Consider the following 15,376-nt stretch of genomic DNA (forward strand, 5'->3'; position numbering starts at 1 on the left):
GGTGACAACGTGGAGATGGAGATCATGCTCCACACGCCGATCGCGATGGAGGAGGGGCTCAGGTTCGCGATCCGCGAGGGCGGCAGGACCGTCGGCGCAGGCACCATCACCAAGATCATCGAGTAAGGAGGAAGGAAGTGGCTGGCCAGAAGATTCGGATCCGCCTCATGGCCTACGAGCACGCCACGCTCGATCAGTCCACCGCGGAGATCGTGCGTGTCGTGAGGGAGACGGGCGGCATGATCTCGGGGCCGGTTCCGCTGCCGACGACGAGGAGGATGTACACGGTCCTCCGCTCGCCGCACATCGACAAGAAGTCGCGCGAGCAGTTCGAGATCCGGACCCACAAGCGTCTCATCGACATCACGAACTCGACACAGAAGACGCTCGACGCCCTGATGGACCTGGATCTCCCCGGCGGCGTGGACATCTCGATCAAGGTGGAGTAAGCGGGCGCTTGGATCGCCGCGCCGGGACCGGAGCGGTTCGAGGGAGACAAGGATGACGGGGATCATCGGAAAGAAGCTCGGGATGACGCGGATCTTCGACGAGAGCGGCACCTCGGTGTCCGTGACCGTGATCGAAGCCGGTCCGTGTCTCGTCACCCGGGTCAAGACGAAGGAGCGCGACGGCTACGAGGCCGTGCAGCTCGGCTTCGGCCGCGGGCGCGCGAAGTCGCTCACGAAGCCCGTTCTCGGCCAGTTCGCGAAGGCGAACGTGCCGCCGCAGGCGAAGCTCCGCGAGTTCCGCGTGGCCGAGCCGTCGCGGTTCGAGGTGGGGCAGGAGATCACGGTGGACATCTTCAAGCCCGGCGAGCGCGTGGACGTGACGGGCGTGTCCAAGGGGCGAGGCTTCCAGGGCGTCGTGAAGCGATACGGCCACCGCGGAGGCGACGAGGCGCACGGCTGCATGTCGCACCGGGTCCCCGGGTCGCTCGGCCAGAGCGCGGCCCCCTCGCGCGTGTACAAGGGAAGGAAGCTGCCCGGCCGCATGGGCGGCGAACGCGTGACGGTGCGGTGCGTGAGGGTCGTCCAGGTGGACCCGGAGCAGAACGTGCTCCTGGTCCGCGGCGCGGTGCCGGGCGCGGCGAACGGGCTGGTGATCGTGAGGAAGTCGAGCGGGAAGTAGCGGCTGCGTCCGCGGCGCACACGAGTGAGGCGAGAGCGACGATGGCACACACGATACCGATCCTGACACGGGCCGGCCAGACGAAGGGCGAGGTCACGCTCCCGGCGGGGCTCTTCGGCATCGAGCCGAACGAGCACGTGATGTACGAGGCCGTGCGGACGTACCTTGCGAACCAGCGCGCCGGCACCGTCTCGAAGAAGACGAGGGCCGAGGTCGCCGGCGGCGGCAGGAAGCCTTGGCGGCAGAAGCACACCGGGCGCGCGCGCGCCGGCTCAAACACGGTGCCGCACTGGGTGGGAGGCGGCCTCGCGTTCGCCCCGAAGCCGCGCGACCACCGGATGAAGCTCCCGAAGAAGGTGAAGAGGCTCGCGCTTCGGTCGGCGCTGTCGTCGAAGGCGGCGGCGGGCGAGATCCGCGCGACCGAGGACATCGAGCTTGCGAAGGTGAGCACGAAGGACGTGGCCGCGATCCTGAAGGCCGCCGACGCCGGGGCGGGCAAGGTCCTCCTCGTCGTGCGCGCCGCCGACGAACGGCTGCTGATGTCGGCGCGGAACATCGCGAAGCTCATCGTTCTCGAGGCGAAGGAACTGACGACGTACCATCTGCTGTGGGCCGACCGGGTCGTGCTGACGGAGGGTGCGCTCAAGGCGGTGGAGGAGGTCTTCGGAGAATGAGCCGCGATCCAAGGGCGGTCATCCTCGAGCCGGTGGTGACCGAGAAGAGCACGCGCGAGCGCCAGGACAAGAACCAGGTCGCGTTCGTCGTCGCCCGGGACGCCACAAAGGTCGAGATACGGCACGCCGTCGAGAAGCTCTTCAACGTGGGCGTCACGGCCGTGCGCACCATGCACGTGACGGGCAAGATGAAGAGGATGGGGCGCTTCCAGGGGCAGCGGGCGTCGTGGAAGAAGGCGATCGTTACGCTCAAGGAAGGCCAGAAGATCGAGTTCTTCGAGCACACGTAGTCACACTGGGCGTTCCGGGGGTTTGTTGATCATGGCAGTCAAGAGGTTCAAGCCGACCACTCCGACCCTGCGGTACAAGACGGTCGCCTCCTTCAAGGAGGTCACGAAGACGAGACCCGAGCGGTCTCTCATCGAGCCTCTTCGGAAGACCGGCGGCCGGAACAACCAGGGGCGCAACACGGCGCGGCATCGGGGCGGCGGGCACAAGCGGATGTACCGGATCATCGACTTCCGCCGGGACAAGCGCGACATGGCGGCGAAGGTCGCGGCGATCGAGTACGACCCGAACCGGTCGGCGAGGATCGCTCTCCTCCACTACCAGGACGGGGAGAAGCGCTACATCCTCGCCCCCGACAAGCTCGAGATCGGCGAGACGGTCGTGGCGGGAGAGGGAGCGGAGGTGAAGTCGGGGAACGCGCTTCCCCTGAGGAGGATCCCGCTCGGCATGATGATCCACAACATCGAGCTCCGCCGCGGGCGCGGAGGCCAGATGGTGCGCAGCGCCGGCACCGCCGCGCAGCTCATGGCGCGCGAGGGCAAGCACGCGCACATCCGCCTGCCGTCGGGCGAGGTGAGGCTCGTCGACTCCGAGTGCTACGCGACGCTCGGGCAGGTCGGCCACATCGAGCACGAGAGCGTCGTCATCGGCAAGGCCGGGCGGCACCGCTGGCTCGGACGGCGCCCGCACACGCGCGGCGTCGCGATGAACCCCGTGGATCACCCGATGGGGGGCGGCGAGGGCAAGGCGTCGGGCGGCGGCCACCCCGTGTCGCCGTGGGGCCAGAAGAGCAAGGGACTCAAGACGCGCAAGCGCAAGAAGCGCTCGAACGCGATGATCGTTCAGCGCAGGAAGAAGAAGTGAGACCGGGCCGCGAAGAAGGGTCCGGGCGCTTGAGCAAGGAAAGGGCAGGAGCAGGATGAGCCGTTCGACGAAGAAGGGGCCCCACATCCACGAGCGCCTTCTCAAGAGGGTGCGAGCGATGGACCGCACGGGCGAGAAGCGCGTCATCCAGACGTGGGCGCGCAGCTCGGTCATCCCACCGGACTTCGTGGGCCACACGATCGCGGTGCACAACGGCCACAAGTTCATCCCGGTGTATGTCACGGAGAACATGGTCGGGCACAAGCTGGGGGAGTTCGCCTTCACGAGGACGTTCAGGGCCCACCGGAGCCGCGAGGCCACGACGGCCGCGAAGAAGCCCGGCGAGTAGACGCGCGGGCGACCCGCCGCCGAGGGGCTTTCGGGGGGCGGCGCCCTCACGACGGAACACCGGAGAGCGAAGAGCATGGAAGCGCGAGCAAGAGCACGGTTCATCCGCATACCACCCAGGAAGGTGCGTCAGGTCGTGGACCTCATCCGCGGCAGGGACGTCGAGGAGTCCATGCAGACCCTGCACTTCCTGAAGCGCGCCGCGAGGATCCCCGTCGAGAAGACGCTCCGGTCGGCCGTCGCCAACGTGTTCAACACGAAGGAAGGCGCGGGCCTCGCGCCGAGCGACCTGTACGTCAGCGAGGCGTTCGTCGACGAGGGACCGGCGCTCAAGAGGTTCACGCCGGCTCCGATGGGGCGCGCGACCCCGATCAGGAAGAGAACGGCGCACATCACGATCGTGGTGAGCCAGAAGGGCGGCGCGAAGGCGAAGGCGGGCGCGAAGGCGAAGCGCGGCGCGGCGCCGAAGGGTGGACGGACGAAGCCCGCGGGCAGAAAGCCGGCGGCGAAGGCGGCAACGAAGAAGTAGCCGGGAGGGCGTCTTGGGTCAGAAAGCGCATCCAGTCGGTCTGAGGCTCGGCATCAACAGGACCTGGGAGTCCAGGTGGTTCGCCAAGAAGAACTACGCCGACCTCCTCAAGGAGGACCTCACGATCCGCCGGTACGTGAACGCGAAGCTGTCGCGCGCGGGCATCTCCGACGTCGTGATCGAGCGGAAGGCGAGCAAGGTGGTCGTCAACGTGCGCACGGCTCGGCCCGGGATCGTGATCGGGCGGAAGGGCATTGAGGTCGAGCGGCTCAACAAGGAGCTCGAGCACCTGACGAACAAGGACGTCCGCATCAACATCGAAGAGGTCAAGAAGGTCGAGCTCAACGCGCAGCTCGTCGCCGAGCACATCGCGAAGCAGCTCGAGCAGCGCGTCGGCTTCCGCCGCGCCATGCGGAAGGCGGTCGAGTCGACGATGCGGATGGGCGCGCAGGGCATCAAGGTGCGCTGCGCGGGGCGGCTCGGCGGCGCCGAGATGGCCAGGGTCGCCGAACACCACGAGGGGCGCGTGCCGCTCCACACGCTCCGCGCCGACATCGACTTCGCGCGGGCGACCGCGATGACCACGCACGGCACCTGCGGCGTCAAGGTGTGGATCTTCAAGGGCGAGCGGATCGGGAAGGTCCGCGAGGGTGAGGAAGGCGGGCGCGGGCTCGACGAACGGCGTCCCGGGTTCGACCGCTACGAGGACGAGGATCGCGGGCGCCGCGGCCGCGGCCCGGGTGGGCCGGAGGGCGGCCGTGATGCGGGGCAGAGGGGCGGCCGGCCGGGAGGCAGAGGCGGCAGGCCCGGTGGCGGCGGTCGGCCGGGCGGCGGCGGCAGGCCGGGCGGCGGTGGCAGGCCGGGTGGCGGCAGGCCCGGCGGCGGCCCGAGGCACAGGTCCTCGGGCGGACCCGGAGGACAGGACAGACGGGGCGGCCCGGGGCCCGGTGGCAGAAGCGGGGGACCGGGGCAGCGCGGCTAGGCCCGGCACGGAGACGCACGGACGCTGAGGGGCGGATGTCATGCTCGAACCGAAGAGGTCGAAGTACAGAAAGCAGATGAAGGGCCGGCTCACCGGCGCCACGAAGGGCGCGGGGAAGCTCGACTTCGGCGAGTACGGACTTCTCGCCGTGGAGCCTGGCTGGGTGACCGCGCGCCAGATCGAGGCGGCGAGGATCGCGATCACGAGGCACATGCAGCGTCGGGGCAAGCTCTGGTTCAGGATCTTCCCCGACAAGCCCCGGACGAAGAAGCCGGCGGAGACGAGGATGGGGAAGGGCAAGGGGCCGCTCGACCACTGGGTGGCGGTGGTGAAGCCCGGGCGGGTCATCTGCGAGGTCGAGGGAGTGACCGAGCAGATCGCGCGCGAGTGCCTTTCGCTCGCGAGCCACAAGTTGCCCATCAAGACCAGGTTCATGTCGAGGGAGACGTAGTCCGGAAGGAGACACGGCCGTGAAGGTGAAGGAGCTGAGGACCCTGACCCGGGACGAGCTCGCGCTGCGTCTGCGCGACGCCCGCGAGGAGATGTTCAACCTCAGGTTCCAGCAGAAGACCGGGCAGCTCCAGAACGCGGTCCGGATCCGTGAGGTCCGGAAGGACATCGCAAGGCTCATGACGCTCCTCAAGGAGGGCGAGCCCAAGGCGGCCGCCCCCGGGCAGGAGACGAAGTAGCGCCGGAAGCCAGACCGATCGGAGCGAGGACGTATGACCGAGACTGCGAAGCGAGGCCGCCGCAAGGAGCGCGTCGGCACAGTGGTGAGCGACAAGATGAACAAGACCGCGGTCGTCGCGGTCACCCGGCTCGTCCGCCATGCCCGCTACGGCAGGTTCGTGAAGCGGACGACCAAGTTCAAAGTTCACGACGAGAAGAACGAGTGCCGCGTGGGCGATACCGTTCGCATCGCGGAGACGAGGCCGCTGAGCAAGGACAAGCGGTGGCGCCTTCTCGAGGTCGTGAGTCGAGCGGAGTAGCCGGCCCCAGCGACGGAAGAGGACAGCGATGATCCAGGAGTACACACTACTCAAGGTGGCGGACAACTCCGGAGCCAAGGAAGTGCGGTGCTTCAAGGTGCTGGGCGGCTCCAAGAGGCGTTACGCGACGGTCGGCGACATCGTCGTGGCGAGCGTCAGATCGGCGCTGCCGGGCGGGACGGTCAAGAAGAAGCAGGTCGTGCGGGCGGTGGTGGTGCGGACGAGGAAAGAGGTCCGGCGAAAGGACGGAACGTACATCCGTTTCGACGACAACGCCGCGGTCCTCATCAACCCCCAGAACGAGCCGGTCGGGACGAGGATCTTCGGTCCCGTGGCGAGAGAGCTCCGGGAGAGGAAGTTCATGAAGATCATCTCCCTGGCTCCCGAGGTGCTCTAGCTGTCGACCGTCCGCGAGGGCGGCGAGAGGTATCGAGATGCGCATAGCGAAGAACGACACGGTCGAGGTCATCGCGGGCAACGACCGGGGGAAGCGCGGGAAGGTCCTCAAGGTCTTCCCGGAGACGAACCGCGTGCTCGTGGAAGGCGTGAACTTCGTCCACAGGCACACGCGTCCGCGGCGGCAGGGGGACCAGGGCGGCATCATCGAGAAGGAGGCGCCCCTGAACGCCTCGAACGTGCTGCTCGTGTGCACGAAGTGCAACGGCGGCGTGCGCGTTCGCACGAAGGTCCTCACGGACAAGAGCAAGGCGCGCGTCTGCACGAAGTGCGGCGAGATGATCGAGCGCAGGTAGCGGTCCTCGCGGGACGCCCGCGGGGCCGGTGAACCCGGCAAGGAAAGCGACACATGGCGACAGCGCGACTCACTGAGAAGTACCGAGAGGAGGTCGTGCCCGGGCTGATGAAGCGCTTCGGGTACCGGAACCCCATGATGGTCCCGCGCCTCTCGAAGGTCGTCATCAACATCGGCCTCTCCGAGGCCAAGGACGACATCAAGATCCTCGAGGGCGCGATGAAGGAACTCGCGGCCATCGCGGGGCAGAAGCCGAAGATCACGCGATCGAAGAAGTCCATCGCGAACTTCAAGCTCCGCGCCGGCCAGCCGATCGGCTGCAAGGTGACGCTCCGAGGGAACCGCATGTACGAGTTCCTCGACCGCTTCATCACGCTTGCGGCGCCGCGCATGCGGGACTTCCGCGGCCTTCCGAGCGACTCGTTCGACGGCCGCGGCAACTACACGTTCGGGCTCGAGGAGCAGATGGTGTTCCCCGAGATCGACTACGACAAGGTGGAGATGGTCAAGGGCATGGACGTCACGATCGTGACCACGGCGGACGTGGACGAGGAGGCGTTCGAGCTTCTCAAGCTCATGGGCATGCCTTTCAGGCGATAGCGGCCCGGTCGGGCGAAGGGGTGTGACGAGTTGGCGAAGAAGTCGTGGATGGTGAAGCAGCAGGCGAAGCCGAAGTTCTCGAGCCGCAGGTACAATCGCTGCCATCGGTGCGGCAGGTCGCGCGGGTTCATCGGGGACTTCGGCCTGTGCCGCATCTGTTTCCGTGATCTGGCTCTCAAGGGACAGATCCCGGGCGTGGTGAAGGCCAGCTGGTAGCGGTTCGCCGCGGGCCCGATGCGGTGGCGGAGCTCGAAGCCCGACGCTTCGGGGCTCCCTCGATCAGGAAGCAGGGAGACACTGGACCATGATGACCGACCCGATTGCGGACATGCTGACGAGGGTCCGGAACGCGTGCGGCGCGAGGAAGCGGAGCGTGGACATCCCTTCCTCGAAGTTCAAGGTCGCGATCGCCGAGGCGCTGCTCCGGGAGCGATTCATCAAGGACTACAAGGTCGTGGAGGACGGGAAGCAGGGGATCCTGAGGATCCAGCTGAAGTACACGAGGAGCGGCGACAGTGTCATCCGCGGGATCAGGCGCATCTCGAAGCCGGGGCTCCGGCAGTACGTGGGCGCCGCGGAGGTCCCGCGCGTGCGAAGCAACTACGGGACGGCGCTGCTCTCCACCCCGAAGGGGGTGCTCACAAGCGCCGAGTCCCGCAAGGAGAACGTCGGCGGCGAGGTCGTCTGCCACGTCTGGTAGGCGGCGCGACCGGCGCGCTCCGGCGCGAGGAGAGACGGGATGTCGAGAGTAGGAAAGTCCCCAGTCGTGCTCCCGGCGGGTGTCACGGCGACCGTCGCTGACGACGCCGTGACGGTGAAGGGCCCCAGGGGAGAGCTCACGACCAAGATCGTTCGCGACGTGAGCGTGTCCGTGGAAGGCAACACGCTGACCTGCGAGCGGTCCTCGGAGACGAAGCAGGCCAAGTCGAGCCACGGCACGATGCGCGCCCTCATCGCCTCGATGGTCAAGGGCGTGTCCGAGGGCTACGTCAGGAACCTGGACATCATCGGCGTGGGATACGGGGCCGAGATGAAGGGCAAGGCGGTCTCGATCAAGCTCGGCTACACCCACCCGTGCGTGTACCAGGTGCCCGACGGCATCCAGATCGAGATCCCCGAGGCGACGAGGATCGTCGTCAGGGGGGTCGACAAGCAGCTCGTCGGGAAGGTGGCGGCGGAGCTCAGGTCCTTCAAGCCGCCGGAACCGTACAAGGGGAAGGGGATCAGGTACCACGACGAGTACGTGAAGAAGAAGGCCGGGAAGCTGGCTGTCTCGTCCGGCATGTAGCGGCCGGACCCGCATTGAATCTCCAAGCGAGGCTGGTGAACGATCATGAAGGCTAGGAGCGACGCCAGGAGAATCGGAAGAGAGCGGCGGAAGAAGCGCGTCCGCCAGACCGTGTCAGGCGTGTCCGAGCGCCCGAGGCTGAGCGTGTTCAGGAGCCTCAAGCACATCTACGCTCAGCTCATCGACGACGAGCGGGGCGTGACGCTCGTGCACGCGTCGACGCTGAGCGAAGCCGTGCAGAGCGAGCTCGGCAACGGCGACCACACGAAGACCGACGAGAGCAAGGCGGTGGGGAAGATCCTGGCACGGATGGCTCTCGAGAGGGGCATCAAGAAGGTCCGTTTCGACAGGGGCGGGTATCTGTATCACGGCAGGGTCGAGGCCCTGGCTCAGGCCGCGCGCGAGGGCGGCCTCGAGTTCTAGTCCGTCTCACGGAGGGAGCACAGTCTCGATGGCAGAGCGGCAGCCCAGGAGAGGACGAGACGCGCGCGAACCGAGGGAGTTCAGGACGCCCGAGTTCGAGGAGCGCGTGATCAACATCAACCGCGTGGCGAAGGTCGTGAAGGGCGGACGGCGCTTCGGGTTCAACGCCCTGGTCGCCGTGGGGGACGGGAAGGGGAAGGTCGGTGTCGGGCTCGGCAAGGCGAACGAGGTCGCCGAGGCCATCCGGAAGGGCACCGAAGCCGCGAAGAAGCGCATGATCGCGGTGCCGCTCCTGGGGTCCACGCTGCCGTACACCGTGACCGGCAAGTTCGGCGCGGGGAAGGTCCTCGTGAGGCCGGCAAGCCCGGGCACAGGCATCGTCGCGGGCGGCGGCGTGCGGGCCATCATGGAGTGCGCCGGCGTCAAGGACGTGCTGGCGAAGTCGCTGGGGTCCAACACGCCGCACAACATCGTGAAGGCGACGATGGCGGCCCTCAAGGAGATGCGCTCGGCCGCCGACGTCGCGCAGGCCCGCGGGATCACCGTGAAGGAGCTCTTCAAGCTCTCGGGGGAGGCGGACAATGGGTAAGCTCAGGATCCGCCAGGTGAGGAGCGCCATCCGGCGCGAGGAGAGACAGAAGAGGACCGTGCGCGCGCTGGGGCTTCGGCGCCTGCACCACACGGTCGTCGTGGGTGACACCCCCCAGATCCGCGGCATGATCAAGCAGGTGCGGCATCTGGTCACGGTCGAGGAGATCGCCGAGTAGACGGAGGTCCGGAAGGAAGGCGTTGGATGAAGCTCAACGAGCTGAAGTACGCGAAGGGCTCCCGCAAGAACCGCAAGAGGGTCGGGCGCGGTCAGGGATCAGGCCACGGGCGCACGAGCGGGCGGGGCCACAAGGGCCAGAAGGCGCGCGCCGGAGGCTCGATCCCCGCGTGGTTCGAGGGCGGCCAGATGCCGCTTTCCCGCCGCGTGCCCATCAAGGGCTTCCGGAACCCCACGCGGGTTGAGTACGAGGTCGTGAACCTCAGGGACATCGAGCGGTCCGGCCTCGAGGGCGAGGTGACCGTGGCGGTCCTCAAGGCGAGCGGCGTCGTCACGCGCGGAAGGAAGCCGGTGAAGGTCCTCGGCACGGGCGAGATCTCGCGCCCCGTGAACCTCAAGGTGCATGCCGTGAGCGGAAAGGCTCTCGAGAAGATCAAGGCCGTGGGCGGAACGGTCGAGGTCATCAAGTAGGGAAAGGCGCCGGTCATGCCGAACATATTCACGAGCCTCACGAGCATCTTCAAGATCCCGGAGCTCAAGCGGCGCGTCCTCTACACGCTGATGATGCTCTGCGTCTATCGCGCCGGTGGGCACATCCCGACGGCCGGCGTGAACGGAAGGGCCCTCGCGGCGTACTTCACGCAGCAGCAGGGGTCGCTCCTCGGCCTCTACGACATGTTCGTGGGCGGCGCCTTTGCGAACGCGACGATCTTCGCGCTGGGCATCATGCCGTACATCAGCGCGTCGATCATCCTGCAGCTCTTCACGGCCGTCGTTCCCTACTTCGAGAAGCTCCAGAAGATGGGTGAGGAAGGGCGCAAGAAGATCACGCAGTACACGCGGTATGGGACCGTGGGGCTTTCGCTGCTCCAGTCGTACGCCCTGAGCGCGTACCTCCAGGGGCTTCCTCCCGTCGGCGGAATCCCCATCGTCCCGTTCCCCGGCATCGGGTTCACGCTGCTCACGATGCTCACGATGACCACCGGGACCATCTTCATCATGTGGCTCGGCGAGCAGATCCAGGAGAAGGGCATCGGCAACGGCATCTCGCTCATCATCTTCATCGGCATCGTCGCGCGCTACCCGTCGGACTGGCTGAACACCTACCGCTCCATGAGGATCGGCTCGCTGAACGTGTTCAGTCTCGTCATCCTGGTCCTCGTGATGATCGGCATCGTGGCCGCCGTGGTCCTCATGACGCAGGCCCAGAGGAGGATCCCGGTCCAGTACGCCAAGCGCGTCGTGGGCAGGAAGATGTACGGGGGACAGAGCACGCACATCCCACTTCGGCTCAACACCGCGGGCGTCATCCCGGTCATCTTCGCGCAGTCGATCATCATGCTGCCCGGCACGGTCGCGACGTTCTTCAAGGGCAACCTCTTCATGGAGACGGTGGCGGCGATGCTGAGGCCGGGGGGGTGGCTCTACAACATCCTGTACCTCGTCATCATCGTGTTCTTCGCGTACTTCTACACGGCGATCGTGTTCAACCCGGTGGATCTCGCCGACAACATGAAGAAGTACGGCGGGTTCGTTCCCGGGAAGCGGCCGGGCAAGAGCACGGCCGAGTACATCGACAGCGTGCTGACGAGGGTGACGCTCCCCGGAGCGCTCTTCCTCGCGTTCATCGCCATCCTGCCCTACTTCCTGATGGAAGGCCTGAGCGCGCCGTTCTACTTCGGCGGCACGGGGCTTCTCATCGTCGTGGGCGTGGCCCTCGACACGCTGGGGCAGGTCGAGTCGCACATGCTCATGCGGCACTACGACGGCTTCCTCGCGAAGGGGAAGCTCAGGGGCCGCAGGAGCTCTTAGCGCAGGGGGGGCGCCGCGCCGGCCGACGGTCGCGCGGGGCGCGGGAGGCAGCGTGATCATCGTCTTCCTCGGGGCGCCGGGCGCCGGCAAGGGCACGCAGGCCAAGAGGCTCGCGGCCGCGCTGGGCCTGCCGCACGTCTCCACCGGAGACGTCCTGAGGTCCGCGGTCGAGCGGGGCACGCCGCTGGGCAAGCAGGCGGCGTCGTACCTCAACCGCGGGGCGCTCGTGCCGGACGAGACGATGCTGGGCATCGTCGCCGAGCTTCTGGACCGGGGTGACGCGTCGCGCGGCGTGATCATGGACGGGTTCCCGAGGACGGAGCCGCAGGCCCGGGGCTTCGACCGGCTGCTCGAGGAGCGGGGCCGGGCCGTGGACCACGTGCTTCTGCTCGACCTGTCCGAGGACGAGGCGGTGCGGAGGCTGACGGCGCGGCTGTGGTGCCCGGCGTGCGGCGCGATCAGGAGCGTCGGCGGCGGCGGGCCGGCGGTCGGGGACGCCTGCCCGTGCGGGGGGCGTCTCGAGAAGCGGTCCGACGACAGCGTCGACGTCATCCGCGCCAGGTTCGCGGAGTACCGGCGGCTCACGCAGCCGACCGTGGACTATTACCGATCGCGCGGGACGCTCAAGAGCGTGGACGCGTCGCGCCCGGTCGACGACGTCGCGGCAGGCGTCCTGGCGGCCGTCGGCACGGCCGGCGCGCTGCGGCGGGCGGCCGGATGATACCGATCAGGACGGCCGATGAGATCTCGCGGATCCGCGAGAGCGGGCGGATCGTCGCCGGGGCGCTCGACCTCGCCGGGAGCATCGTGAGGCCGGGCGTCACGACGGCCGAGATCGAAAGGGAGATCGCAGCGTACGTCCGCGACCACGGGGCGACGCCTGAGTTCGAGGGATACCGGGGATACCCCGCGGCCATCTGCGCGTCCGTGAACGAGGAGGTCGTGCACGGGATCCCGGGGAAGCGGACGCTTCGCGAGGGGGACATCGTCGGGATCGACGTCGGCGTGAGGAAGGGCGGGTACGTCGCGGACGGCGCAAGGACGTTCCCGATCGGCGGCGTGACCGAGGCCGCCCGGCGCCTGCTCAGCGTCACAGAGGACGCGCTTCGGGCGGGGCTCTCGATGGTGAGGCGCGGCGCGCGCCTCACGGACGTGTCGCACGGCGTGCAGGTCGTGGTCGAGCGGGCGGGGTTCTCCGTCGTGCGGGACCTGGCCGGCCACGGCGTCGGGACGGCGCTCCACGAGGAGCCGGAGATCCCGAACTTCGGGGATCCGGGGCGCGGGCCGGTCCTCGAGACGGGGATGGTGCTGGCGATCGAACCGATGGTGAACGAGGGCGGACCGGCCGTCCGCACGCTTTCGGACGGATGGACCGTCGTGACGGCCGACAGGACGCTCTCGGCGCACTTCGAGCACACCGTGGCGGTCGGGTCCGATGGCCCCGACATCCTCACGGTCGCGGCCGGGACGGGCAGGTGAGCCCGGGGCAGGCTCCCTCCGTCGGGCGCCTGGGAGAGCTGATGGCGAAAGAGAAGGGGATAGCGGTCGAGGGGGTCGTCGTCGAGGCGCTGCCCAACGCGATGTTCAGGGTGGAGCTCGACAACGGCCACAGGGTCCTCGCGCACATCTCCGGGAAGATGCGCATGAACTACATCAAGATCCTTCCCGGCGACAAGGTGACGCTCGAGGTCTCACCCTACGACTGGTCGCGCGGGCGGATCACCTACCGGTACAAGTGACCGATCGCGGTCGGCGCACTGGGGGAGAGCCATGAAGGTCCGGTCTTCGGTGAAGAAGATCTGCGAGCACTGCAAGCTCATCAAGAGGCACGGCACGGTCCGTGTCATCTGCAAGAACCGCAGGCACAACCAGCGGCAGGGGTAGGCAGAGAAGAGGGAGGATAGGTCGTTGGCGCGTATCGTCGGTGTTGACATCCCCGACAGCAAGAGGATCGTCGTGGCCCTCACGTACATCTACGGGATCGGCCGCACGTCCTCCGAGAAGATCCTGAAGCAGGCCGGCGTTGACGAGAGCATCCGCGTGAAGGACCTCTCCGCCGACCAGATCAACAGGATCCGTCAGACCATAGAGACCGGTCACCGCGTGGAGGGCGCGCTGAGGACGGAGATCGCCCTCGGTCTCAAGCGTCTGAAGGACATCGGGTGCTACCGCGGATGGCGGCACAGACGCGGCCTGCCGGTCCGTGGGCAGAGGACGAGGACGAACGCCCGCACCCGCAAGGGGCCGAAGAAGACCGTCGCGGGCAAGAAGAAGAAGGCCGGGAAGAAGGGCTAGCGCCTAGGAGGTTCCTGAGTTGGCTCAGAAGAAGAAGGGACAGGTCGAGCCCGACGGCGTTGCTCACATCCGCGCGAGCTTCAACAACACGATCGTGACGCTGACCGACATGCGCGGCAACACGATCTCGTGGGCGAGCGCCGGGAGGGCCGGATTCAAGGGGTCCAAGAAGAGCACGGGGTTCGTGGCCCAGGTCGTCGGGAGCAGCGCGGCCGAGCAGGCGATGGCGCGGGGGCTTCGGCGGGTTGAGGCGCAGGTGACGGGGCCTGGCCCGGGCCGCGAGCCGGCGATCCGCGCCCTGCAGGCGGCGGGGCTCAAGATCACAGCGATCCGCGACATGACGCCTATCCCACACAACGGATGCCGCCCTGCGAAGAAGCGGCGCATCTAGCACGGAGGTTCCGTAGATGGCGACGTACAGCGGTGCCCGGTGCAAGACCTGCCGGCGCCACGGACTGAAGCTCTTCCTGAAGGGCCAGCGGTGCATGACCGACAAGTGCGCCTTCGAGCGGCGCGCCTACGCGCCCGGCGAGCACGGGCAGCGGCGTCGGAGCAAGCCCACGGACTACGGCATCCAGCTCAGGGAGAAGCAGAAGGCCAAGCGGACCTACGGGGTCCTCGAGAGGCAGTTCAGAAAGTACTACGAGCAGGCGGAGCGGCAGAAGGGCGTCACGGGAGAGAACCTCCTGCGGCTCCTGGAGCGGCGCCTCGACAACATCCTCTACCGCCTGGGCTTCGCCCAGTCGCGCGCCGCGTCGCGTCAGCTCATCGTCCACGGCCACGTCGAAGTGAACGGACGGAAGGTGGACATCCCGTCGTTCCTCGTGAAGGCAGGGGACGTGGTCGCCGTGTGCGAGAAGAGCAGAAGCCTCCCGGAGATCCGCGCGTCGGTCGACATGAAGGCCGGCATCGGCACCGTGGAGTGGCTCGAGCTCGATCCGAAGAAGTTCGCGGGCAGGCTCCTGGAGGTGCCCTCGAGGCAGCAGATCCCGACGCCGCTCAATGAGCAGCTCATCGTCAACTACTACTCCAGGTAGTCTCCCGGCTCTTTGCGACGGTGGCCGAGTACCAAGGAGGCCAGCGCACCATGAAGTGGAAGAACCTTAGGATGCCGGAGGGGATCGCCTGGGACCAGCAGACGCTGACGCCCTCGTACGGCAAGCTCGTGGCCAAGCCTCTCGAGCGCGGCTACGGCATCACGATCGGCAACTCCCTCAGGCGCGTCCTTCTCTCGTCGCTCCAGGGCGCGGCAGTGACCGCGGTCAGGATCGACGGCGCACTGCACGAGTTCACCGCCGTGCCCGGGGTGACCGAGGACGTGACGGAGATCGTGCTGAACCTCAAGCAGCTCCGCCTCAAGCTCCACAGCGACGGCCCGGAGACGCTTCACCTCCGGCGGGACGCCGAGGGCATCGTGAAGGCCGCGGACTTCCAGCCCAACACGAACGTTGAGATCATGAACCCGGACCACCACATCGCCACGCTCGGGGCGGACGCGAAGCTCGTGATGGAGGTGTCTATCGGGGCCGGCCGCGGGTACGTCCAAGCGGAGGACCACGGGTTCGACGACAAGCCCATCGGGTTCATCGCGGTGGACTCGGTGTTCTCGCCGGTGAAGAAGGTGAGCTACGAGGTCGAG

31 protein-coding genes are annotated in these 15,376 nt (G+C 67.6%); all 31 read left to right on the forward strand.

The window, feature by feature from the left end:
- Positions 1-126, forward strand: a 126-nt coding sequence (gene tuf, locus FJY74_07955; GenBank protein ID MBM3308243.1) for an elongation factor Tu, incomplete at its 5' end; no start/stop codon positions are given.
- Positions 127-137: 11 nt separating this feature from the next.
- A complete protein-coding gene (gene rpsJ, locus FJY74_07960; protein ID MBM3308244.1) occupies positions 138-449 on the forward strand; it encodes a 30S ribosomal protein S10 in 312 nt (103 codons plus the stop codon).
- A 52-nt stretch (positions 450-501) separates the two neighbouring features.
- Positions 502-1,128 carry a 50S ribosomal protein L3 gene (rplC, locus tag FJY74_07965; protein MBM3308245.1) on the forward strand — a complete coding sequence of 209 codons (627 nt, stop codon included), beginning with the start codon at positions 502-504 and terminating at the stop codon, positions 1,126-1,128.
- A 41-nt stretch (positions 1,129-1,169) separates the two neighbouring features.
- Positions 1,170-1,802, forward strand: coding sequence for a 50S ribosomal protein L4 (rplD, locus tag FJY74_07970; protein MBM3308246.1), 633 nt, complete (start codon positions 1,170-1,172; stop codon positions 1,800-1,802).
- Positions 1,799-2,092: a 50S ribosomal protein L23 gene (gene rplW, locus FJY74_07975; protein MBM3308247.1), complete on the forward strand. Its 294-nt coding sequence runs from the start codon at positions 1,799-1,801 to the stop codon at positions 2,090-2,092. Before rplD ends, rplW begins: the two co-directional genes overlap by 4 nt.
- A 31-nt stretch (positions 2,093-2,123) precedes the next feature.
- Entirely contained in the window at positions 2,124-2,954 is an 831-nt protein-coding gene (rplB, locus tag FJY74_07980) for a 50S ribosomal protein L2 (protein ID MBM3308248.1), read from the forward strand.
- 55 nt (positions 2,955-3,009) lie between these two features.
- Positions 3,010-3,303 (forward strand): 30S ribosomal protein S19, encoded by a 294-nt coding sequence (gene rpsS, locus FJY74_07985; protein ID MBM3308249.1) that lies wholly within the window; start codon positions 3,010-3,012, stop codon positions 3,301-3,303.
- 75 nt (positions 3,304-3,378) lie between these two features.
- On the forward strand, positions 3,379-3,831 hold the full coding sequence (gene rplV, locus FJY74_07990) for a 50S ribosomal protein L22 (GenBank protein MBM3308250.1): 453 nt from the start codon (positions 3,379-3,381) through the stop codon (positions 3,829-3,831).
- A 13-nt stretch (positions 3,832-3,844) separates the two neighbouring features.
- Entirely contained in the window at positions 3,845-4,813 is a 969-nt protein-coding gene (gene rpsC, locus FJY74_07995; protein MBM3308251.1) for a 30S ribosomal protein S3, read from the forward strand.
- Positions 4,814-4,853: 40 nt separating this feature from the next.
- Entirely contained in the window at positions 4,854-5,264 is a 411-nt protein-coding gene (rplP, locus tag FJY74_08000) for a 50S ribosomal protein L16 (GenBank protein MBM3308252.1), read from the forward strand.
- A 19-nt stretch (positions 5,265-5,283) separates the two neighbouring features.
- A complete protein-coding gene (rpmC, locus tag FJY74_08005; GenBank protein ID MBM3308253.1) occupies positions 5,284-5,502 on the forward strand; it encodes a 50S ribosomal protein L29 in 219 nt (72 codons plus the stop codon).
- Between the two features lie 33 nt (positions 5,503-5,535).
- The gene (gene rpsQ, locus FJY74_08010) at positions 5,536-5,802 is read left to right on the forward strand and encodes a 30S ribosomal protein S17 (protein ID MBM3308254.1); all 267 of its coding nucleotides are present in this window, start codon (positions 5,536-5,538) and stop codon (positions 5,800-5,802) included.
- A 28-nt stretch (positions 5,803-5,830) separates the two neighbouring features.
- The gene (gene rplN / locus FJY74_08015) at positions 5,831-6,199 is read left to right on the forward strand and encodes a 50S ribosomal protein L14 (protein ID MBM3308255.1); all 369 of its coding nucleotides are present in this window, start codon (positions 5,831-5,833) and stop codon (positions 6,197-6,199) included.
- A gap of 37 nt (positions 6,200-6,236) precedes the next feature.
- On the forward strand, positions 6,237-6,554 hold the full coding sequence (locus FJY74_08020; GenBank protein MBM3308256.1) for a 50S ribosomal protein L24: 318 nt from the start codon (positions 6,237-6,239) through the stop codon (positions 6,552-6,554).
- A gap of 53 nt (positions 6,555-6,607) precedes the next feature.
- Positions 6,608-7,153: a 50S ribosomal protein L5 gene (gene rplE / locus FJY74_08025; protein MBM3308257.1), complete on the forward strand. Its 546-nt coding sequence runs from the start codon at positions 6,608-6,610 to the stop codon at positions 7,151-7,153.
- Positions 7,154-7,183: 30 nt separating this feature from the next.
- A complete protein-coding gene (locus tag FJY74_08030; GenBank protein ID MBM3308258.1) occupies positions 7,184-7,369 on the forward strand; it encodes a type Z 30S ribosomal protein S14 in 186 nt (61 codons plus the stop codon).
- Between the two features lie 88 nt (positions 7,370-7,457).
- Positions 7,458-7,853, forward strand: coding sequence for a 30S ribosomal protein S8 (rpsH, locus tag FJY74_08035; protein MBM3308259.1), 396 nt, complete (start codon positions 7,458-7,460; stop codon positions 7,851-7,853).
- Between the two features lie 39 nt (positions 7,854-7,892).
- Positions 7,893-8,441, forward strand: a complete 549-nt coding sequence (gene rplF / locus FJY74_08040) for a 50S ribosomal protein L6 (protein MBM3308260.1) — start codon at positions 7,893-7,895, stop codon at positions 8,439-8,441.
- A gap of 45 nt (positions 8,442-8,486) precedes the next feature.
- Positions 8,487-8,864: a 50S ribosomal protein L18 gene (locus FJY74_08045; GenBank protein MBM3308261.1), complete on the forward strand. Its 378-nt coding sequence runs from the start codon at positions 8,487-8,489 to the stop codon at positions 8,862-8,864.
- Between the two features lie 28 nt (positions 8,865-8,892).
- Positions 8,893-9,453: a 30S ribosomal protein S5 gene (gene rpsE / locus FJY74_08050; protein ID MBM3308262.1), complete on the forward strand. Its 561-nt coding sequence runs from the start codon at positions 8,893-8,895 to the stop codon at positions 9,451-9,453.
- Positions 9,446-9,631, forward strand: a complete 186-nt coding sequence (gene rpmD, locus FJY74_08055) for a 50S ribosomal protein L30 (protein ID MBM3308263.1) — start codon at positions 9,446-9,448, stop codon at positions 9,629-9,631. The genes rpsE and rpmD overlap by 8 nt, the downstream gene beginning before the upstream one ends.
- Positions 9,632-9,657: 26 nt before the next feature.
- Positions 9,658-10,101 carry a 50S ribosomal protein L15 gene (rplO, locus tag FJY74_08060; protein MBM3308264.1) on the forward strand — a complete coding sequence of 148 codons (444 nt, stop codon included), beginning with the start codon at positions 9,658-9,660 and terminating at the stop codon, positions 10,099-10,101.
- Positions 10,102-10,116: 15 nt separating this feature from the next.
- Positions 10,117-11,442 (forward strand): preprotein translocase subunit SecY, encoded by a 1,326-nt coding sequence (gene secY / locus FJY74_08065; GenBank protein ID MBM3308265.1) that lies wholly within the window; start codon positions 10,117-10,119, stop codon positions 11,440-11,442.
- A gap of 52 nt (positions 11,443-11,494) precedes the next feature.
- Positions 11,495-12,163 carry an adenylate kinase gene (locus tag FJY74_08070; GenBank protein ID MBM3308266.1) on the forward strand — a complete coding sequence of 223 codons (669 nt, stop codon included), beginning with the start codon at positions 11,495-11,497 and terminating at the stop codon, positions 12,161-12,163.
- Positions 12,160-12,921, forward strand: a complete 762-nt coding sequence (gene map / locus FJY74_08075; protein MBM3308267.1) for a type I methionyl aminopeptidase — start codon at positions 12,160-12,162, stop codon at positions 12,919-12,921. Before FJY74_08070 ends, map begins: the two co-directional genes overlap by 4 nt.
- A gap of 41 nt (positions 12,922-12,962) precedes the next feature.
- Entirely contained in the window at positions 12,963-13,181 is a 219-nt protein-coding gene (gene infA / locus FJY74_08080) for a translation initiation factor IF-1 (GenBank protein MBM3308268.1), read from the forward strand.
- 31 nt (positions 13,182-13,212) lie between these two features.
- The gene (rpmJ, locus tag FJY74_08085) at positions 13,213-13,326 is read left to right on the forward strand and encodes a 50S ribosomal protein L36 (GenBank protein ID MBM3308269.1); all 114 of its coding nucleotides are present in this window, start codon (positions 13,213-13,215) and stop codon (positions 13,324-13,326) included.
- Positions 13,327-13,350: 24 nt separating this feature from the next.
- Complete coding sequence (rpsM, locus tag FJY74_08090; protein ID MBM3308270.1) at positions 13,351-13,737, forward strand: 30S ribosomal protein S13; 387 nt, start codon at positions 13,351-13,353, stop codon at positions 13,735-13,737.
- 19 nt (positions 13,738-13,756) lie between these two features.
- Positions 13,757-14,128: a 30S ribosomal protein S11 gene (rpsK, locus tag FJY74_08095; GenBank protein MBM3308271.1), complete on the forward strand. Its 372-nt coding sequence runs from the start codon at positions 13,757-13,759 to the stop codon at positions 14,126-14,128.
- A gap of 16 nt (positions 14,129-14,144) precedes the next feature.
- Positions 14,145-14,774 carry a 30S ribosomal protein S4 gene (rpsD, locus tag FJY74_08100; protein MBM3308272.1) on the forward strand — a complete coding sequence of 210 codons (630 nt, stop codon included), beginning with the start codon at positions 14,145-14,147 and terminating at the stop codon, positions 14,772-14,774.
- A gap of 50 nt (positions 14,775-14,824) precedes the next feature.
- Positions 14,825-15,376, forward strand: a 552-nt coding sequence (locus tag FJY74_08105) for a DNA-directed RNA polymerase subunit alpha (GenBank protein ID MBM3308273.1), incomplete at its 3' end; no start/stop codon positions are given.

The organism is Candidatus Effluviviaceae Genus I sp. (genome assembly GCA_016867725.1).
GTDB lineage: Bacteria > Joyebacterota > Joyebacteria > Joyebacterales > Joyebacteraceae > VGIX01.

Coding starts and splice junctions, on each gene's coding strand:
- rplC (MBM3308245.1), top strand. CDS start 502: ATGACGGGGATCATCGGAAAGAAGCTCGGGATGACGCGGATCTTCGAC.
- rplD (MBM3308246.1), top strand. CDS start 1,170: ATGGCACACACGATACCGATCCTGACACGGGCCGGCCAGACGAAGGGC.
- rplW (MBM3308247.1), top strand. CDS start 1,799: ATGAGCCGCGATCCAAGGGCGGTCATCCTCGAGCCGGTGGTGACCGAG.
- rplB (MBM3308248.1), top strand. CDS start 2,124: ATGGCAGTCAAGAGGTTCAAGCCGACCACTCCGACCCTGCGGTACAAG.
- rpsS (MBM3308249.1), top strand. CDS start 3,010: ATGAGCCGTTCGACGAAGAAGGGGCCCCACATCCACGAGCGCCTTCTC.
- rplV (MBM3308250.1), top strand. CDS start 3,379: ATGGAAGCGCGAGCAAGAGCACGGTTCATCCGCATACCACCCAGGAAG.
- rplP (MBM3308252.1), top strand. CDS start 4,854: ATGCTCGAACCGAAGAGGTCGAAGTACAGAAAGCAGATGAAGGGCCGG.
- rpsQ (MBM3308254.1), top strand. CDS start 5,536: ATGACCGAGACTGCGAAGCGAGGCCGCCGCAAGGAGCGCGTCGGCACA.
- rplN (MBM3308255.1), top strand. CDS start 5,831: ATGATCCAGGAGTACACACTACTCAAGGTGGCGGACAACTCCGGAGCC.
- FJY74_08020 (MBM3308256.1), top strand. CDS start 6,237: ATGCGCATAGCGAAGAACGACACGGTCGAGGTCATCGCGGGCAACGAC.
- rplE (MBM3308257.1), top strand. CDS start 6,608: ATGGCGACAGCGCGACTCACTGAGAAGTACCGAGAGGAGGTCGTGCCC.
- rpsH (MBM3308259.1), top strand. CDS start 7,458: ATGATGACCGACCCGATTGCGGACATGCTGACGAGGGTCCGGAACGCG.
- rplF (MBM3308260.1), top strand. CDS start 7,893: ATGTCGAGAGTAGGAAAGTCCCCAGTCGTGCTCCCGGCGGGTGTCACG.
- FJY74_08045 (MBM3308261.1), top strand. CDS start 8,487: ATGAAGGCTAGGAGCGACGCCAGGAGAATCGGAAGAGAGCGGCGGAAG.
- rpsE (MBM3308262.1), top strand. CDS start 8,893: ATGGCAGAGCGGCAGCCCAGGAGAGGACGAGACGCGCGCGAACCGAGG.
- rpmD (MBM3308263.1), top strand. CDS start 9,446: ATGGGTAAGCTCAGGATCCGCCAGGTGAGGAGCGCCATCCGGCGCGAG.
- rplO (MBM3308264.1), top strand. CDS start 9,658: ATGAAGCTCAACGAGCTGAAGTACGCGAAGGGCTCCCGCAAGAACCGC.
- secY (MBM3308265.1), top strand. CDS start 10,117: ATGCCGAACATATTCACGAGCCTCACGAGCATCTTCAAGATCCCGGAG.
- map (MBM3308267.1), top strand. CDS start 12,160: ATGATACCGATCAGGACGGCCGATGAGATCTCGCGGATCCGCGAGAGC.
- infA (MBM3308268.1), top strand. CDS start 12,963: ATGGCGAAAGAGAAGGGGATAGCGGTCGAGGGGGTCGTCGTCGAGGCG.
- rpmJ (MBM3308269.1), top strand. CDS start 13,213: ATGAAGGTCCGGTCTTCGGTGAAGAAGATCTGCGAGCACTGCAAGCTC.
- rpsD (MBM3308272.1), top strand. CDS start 14,145: ATGGCGACGTACAGCGGTGCCCGGTGCAAGACCTGCCGGCGCCACGGA.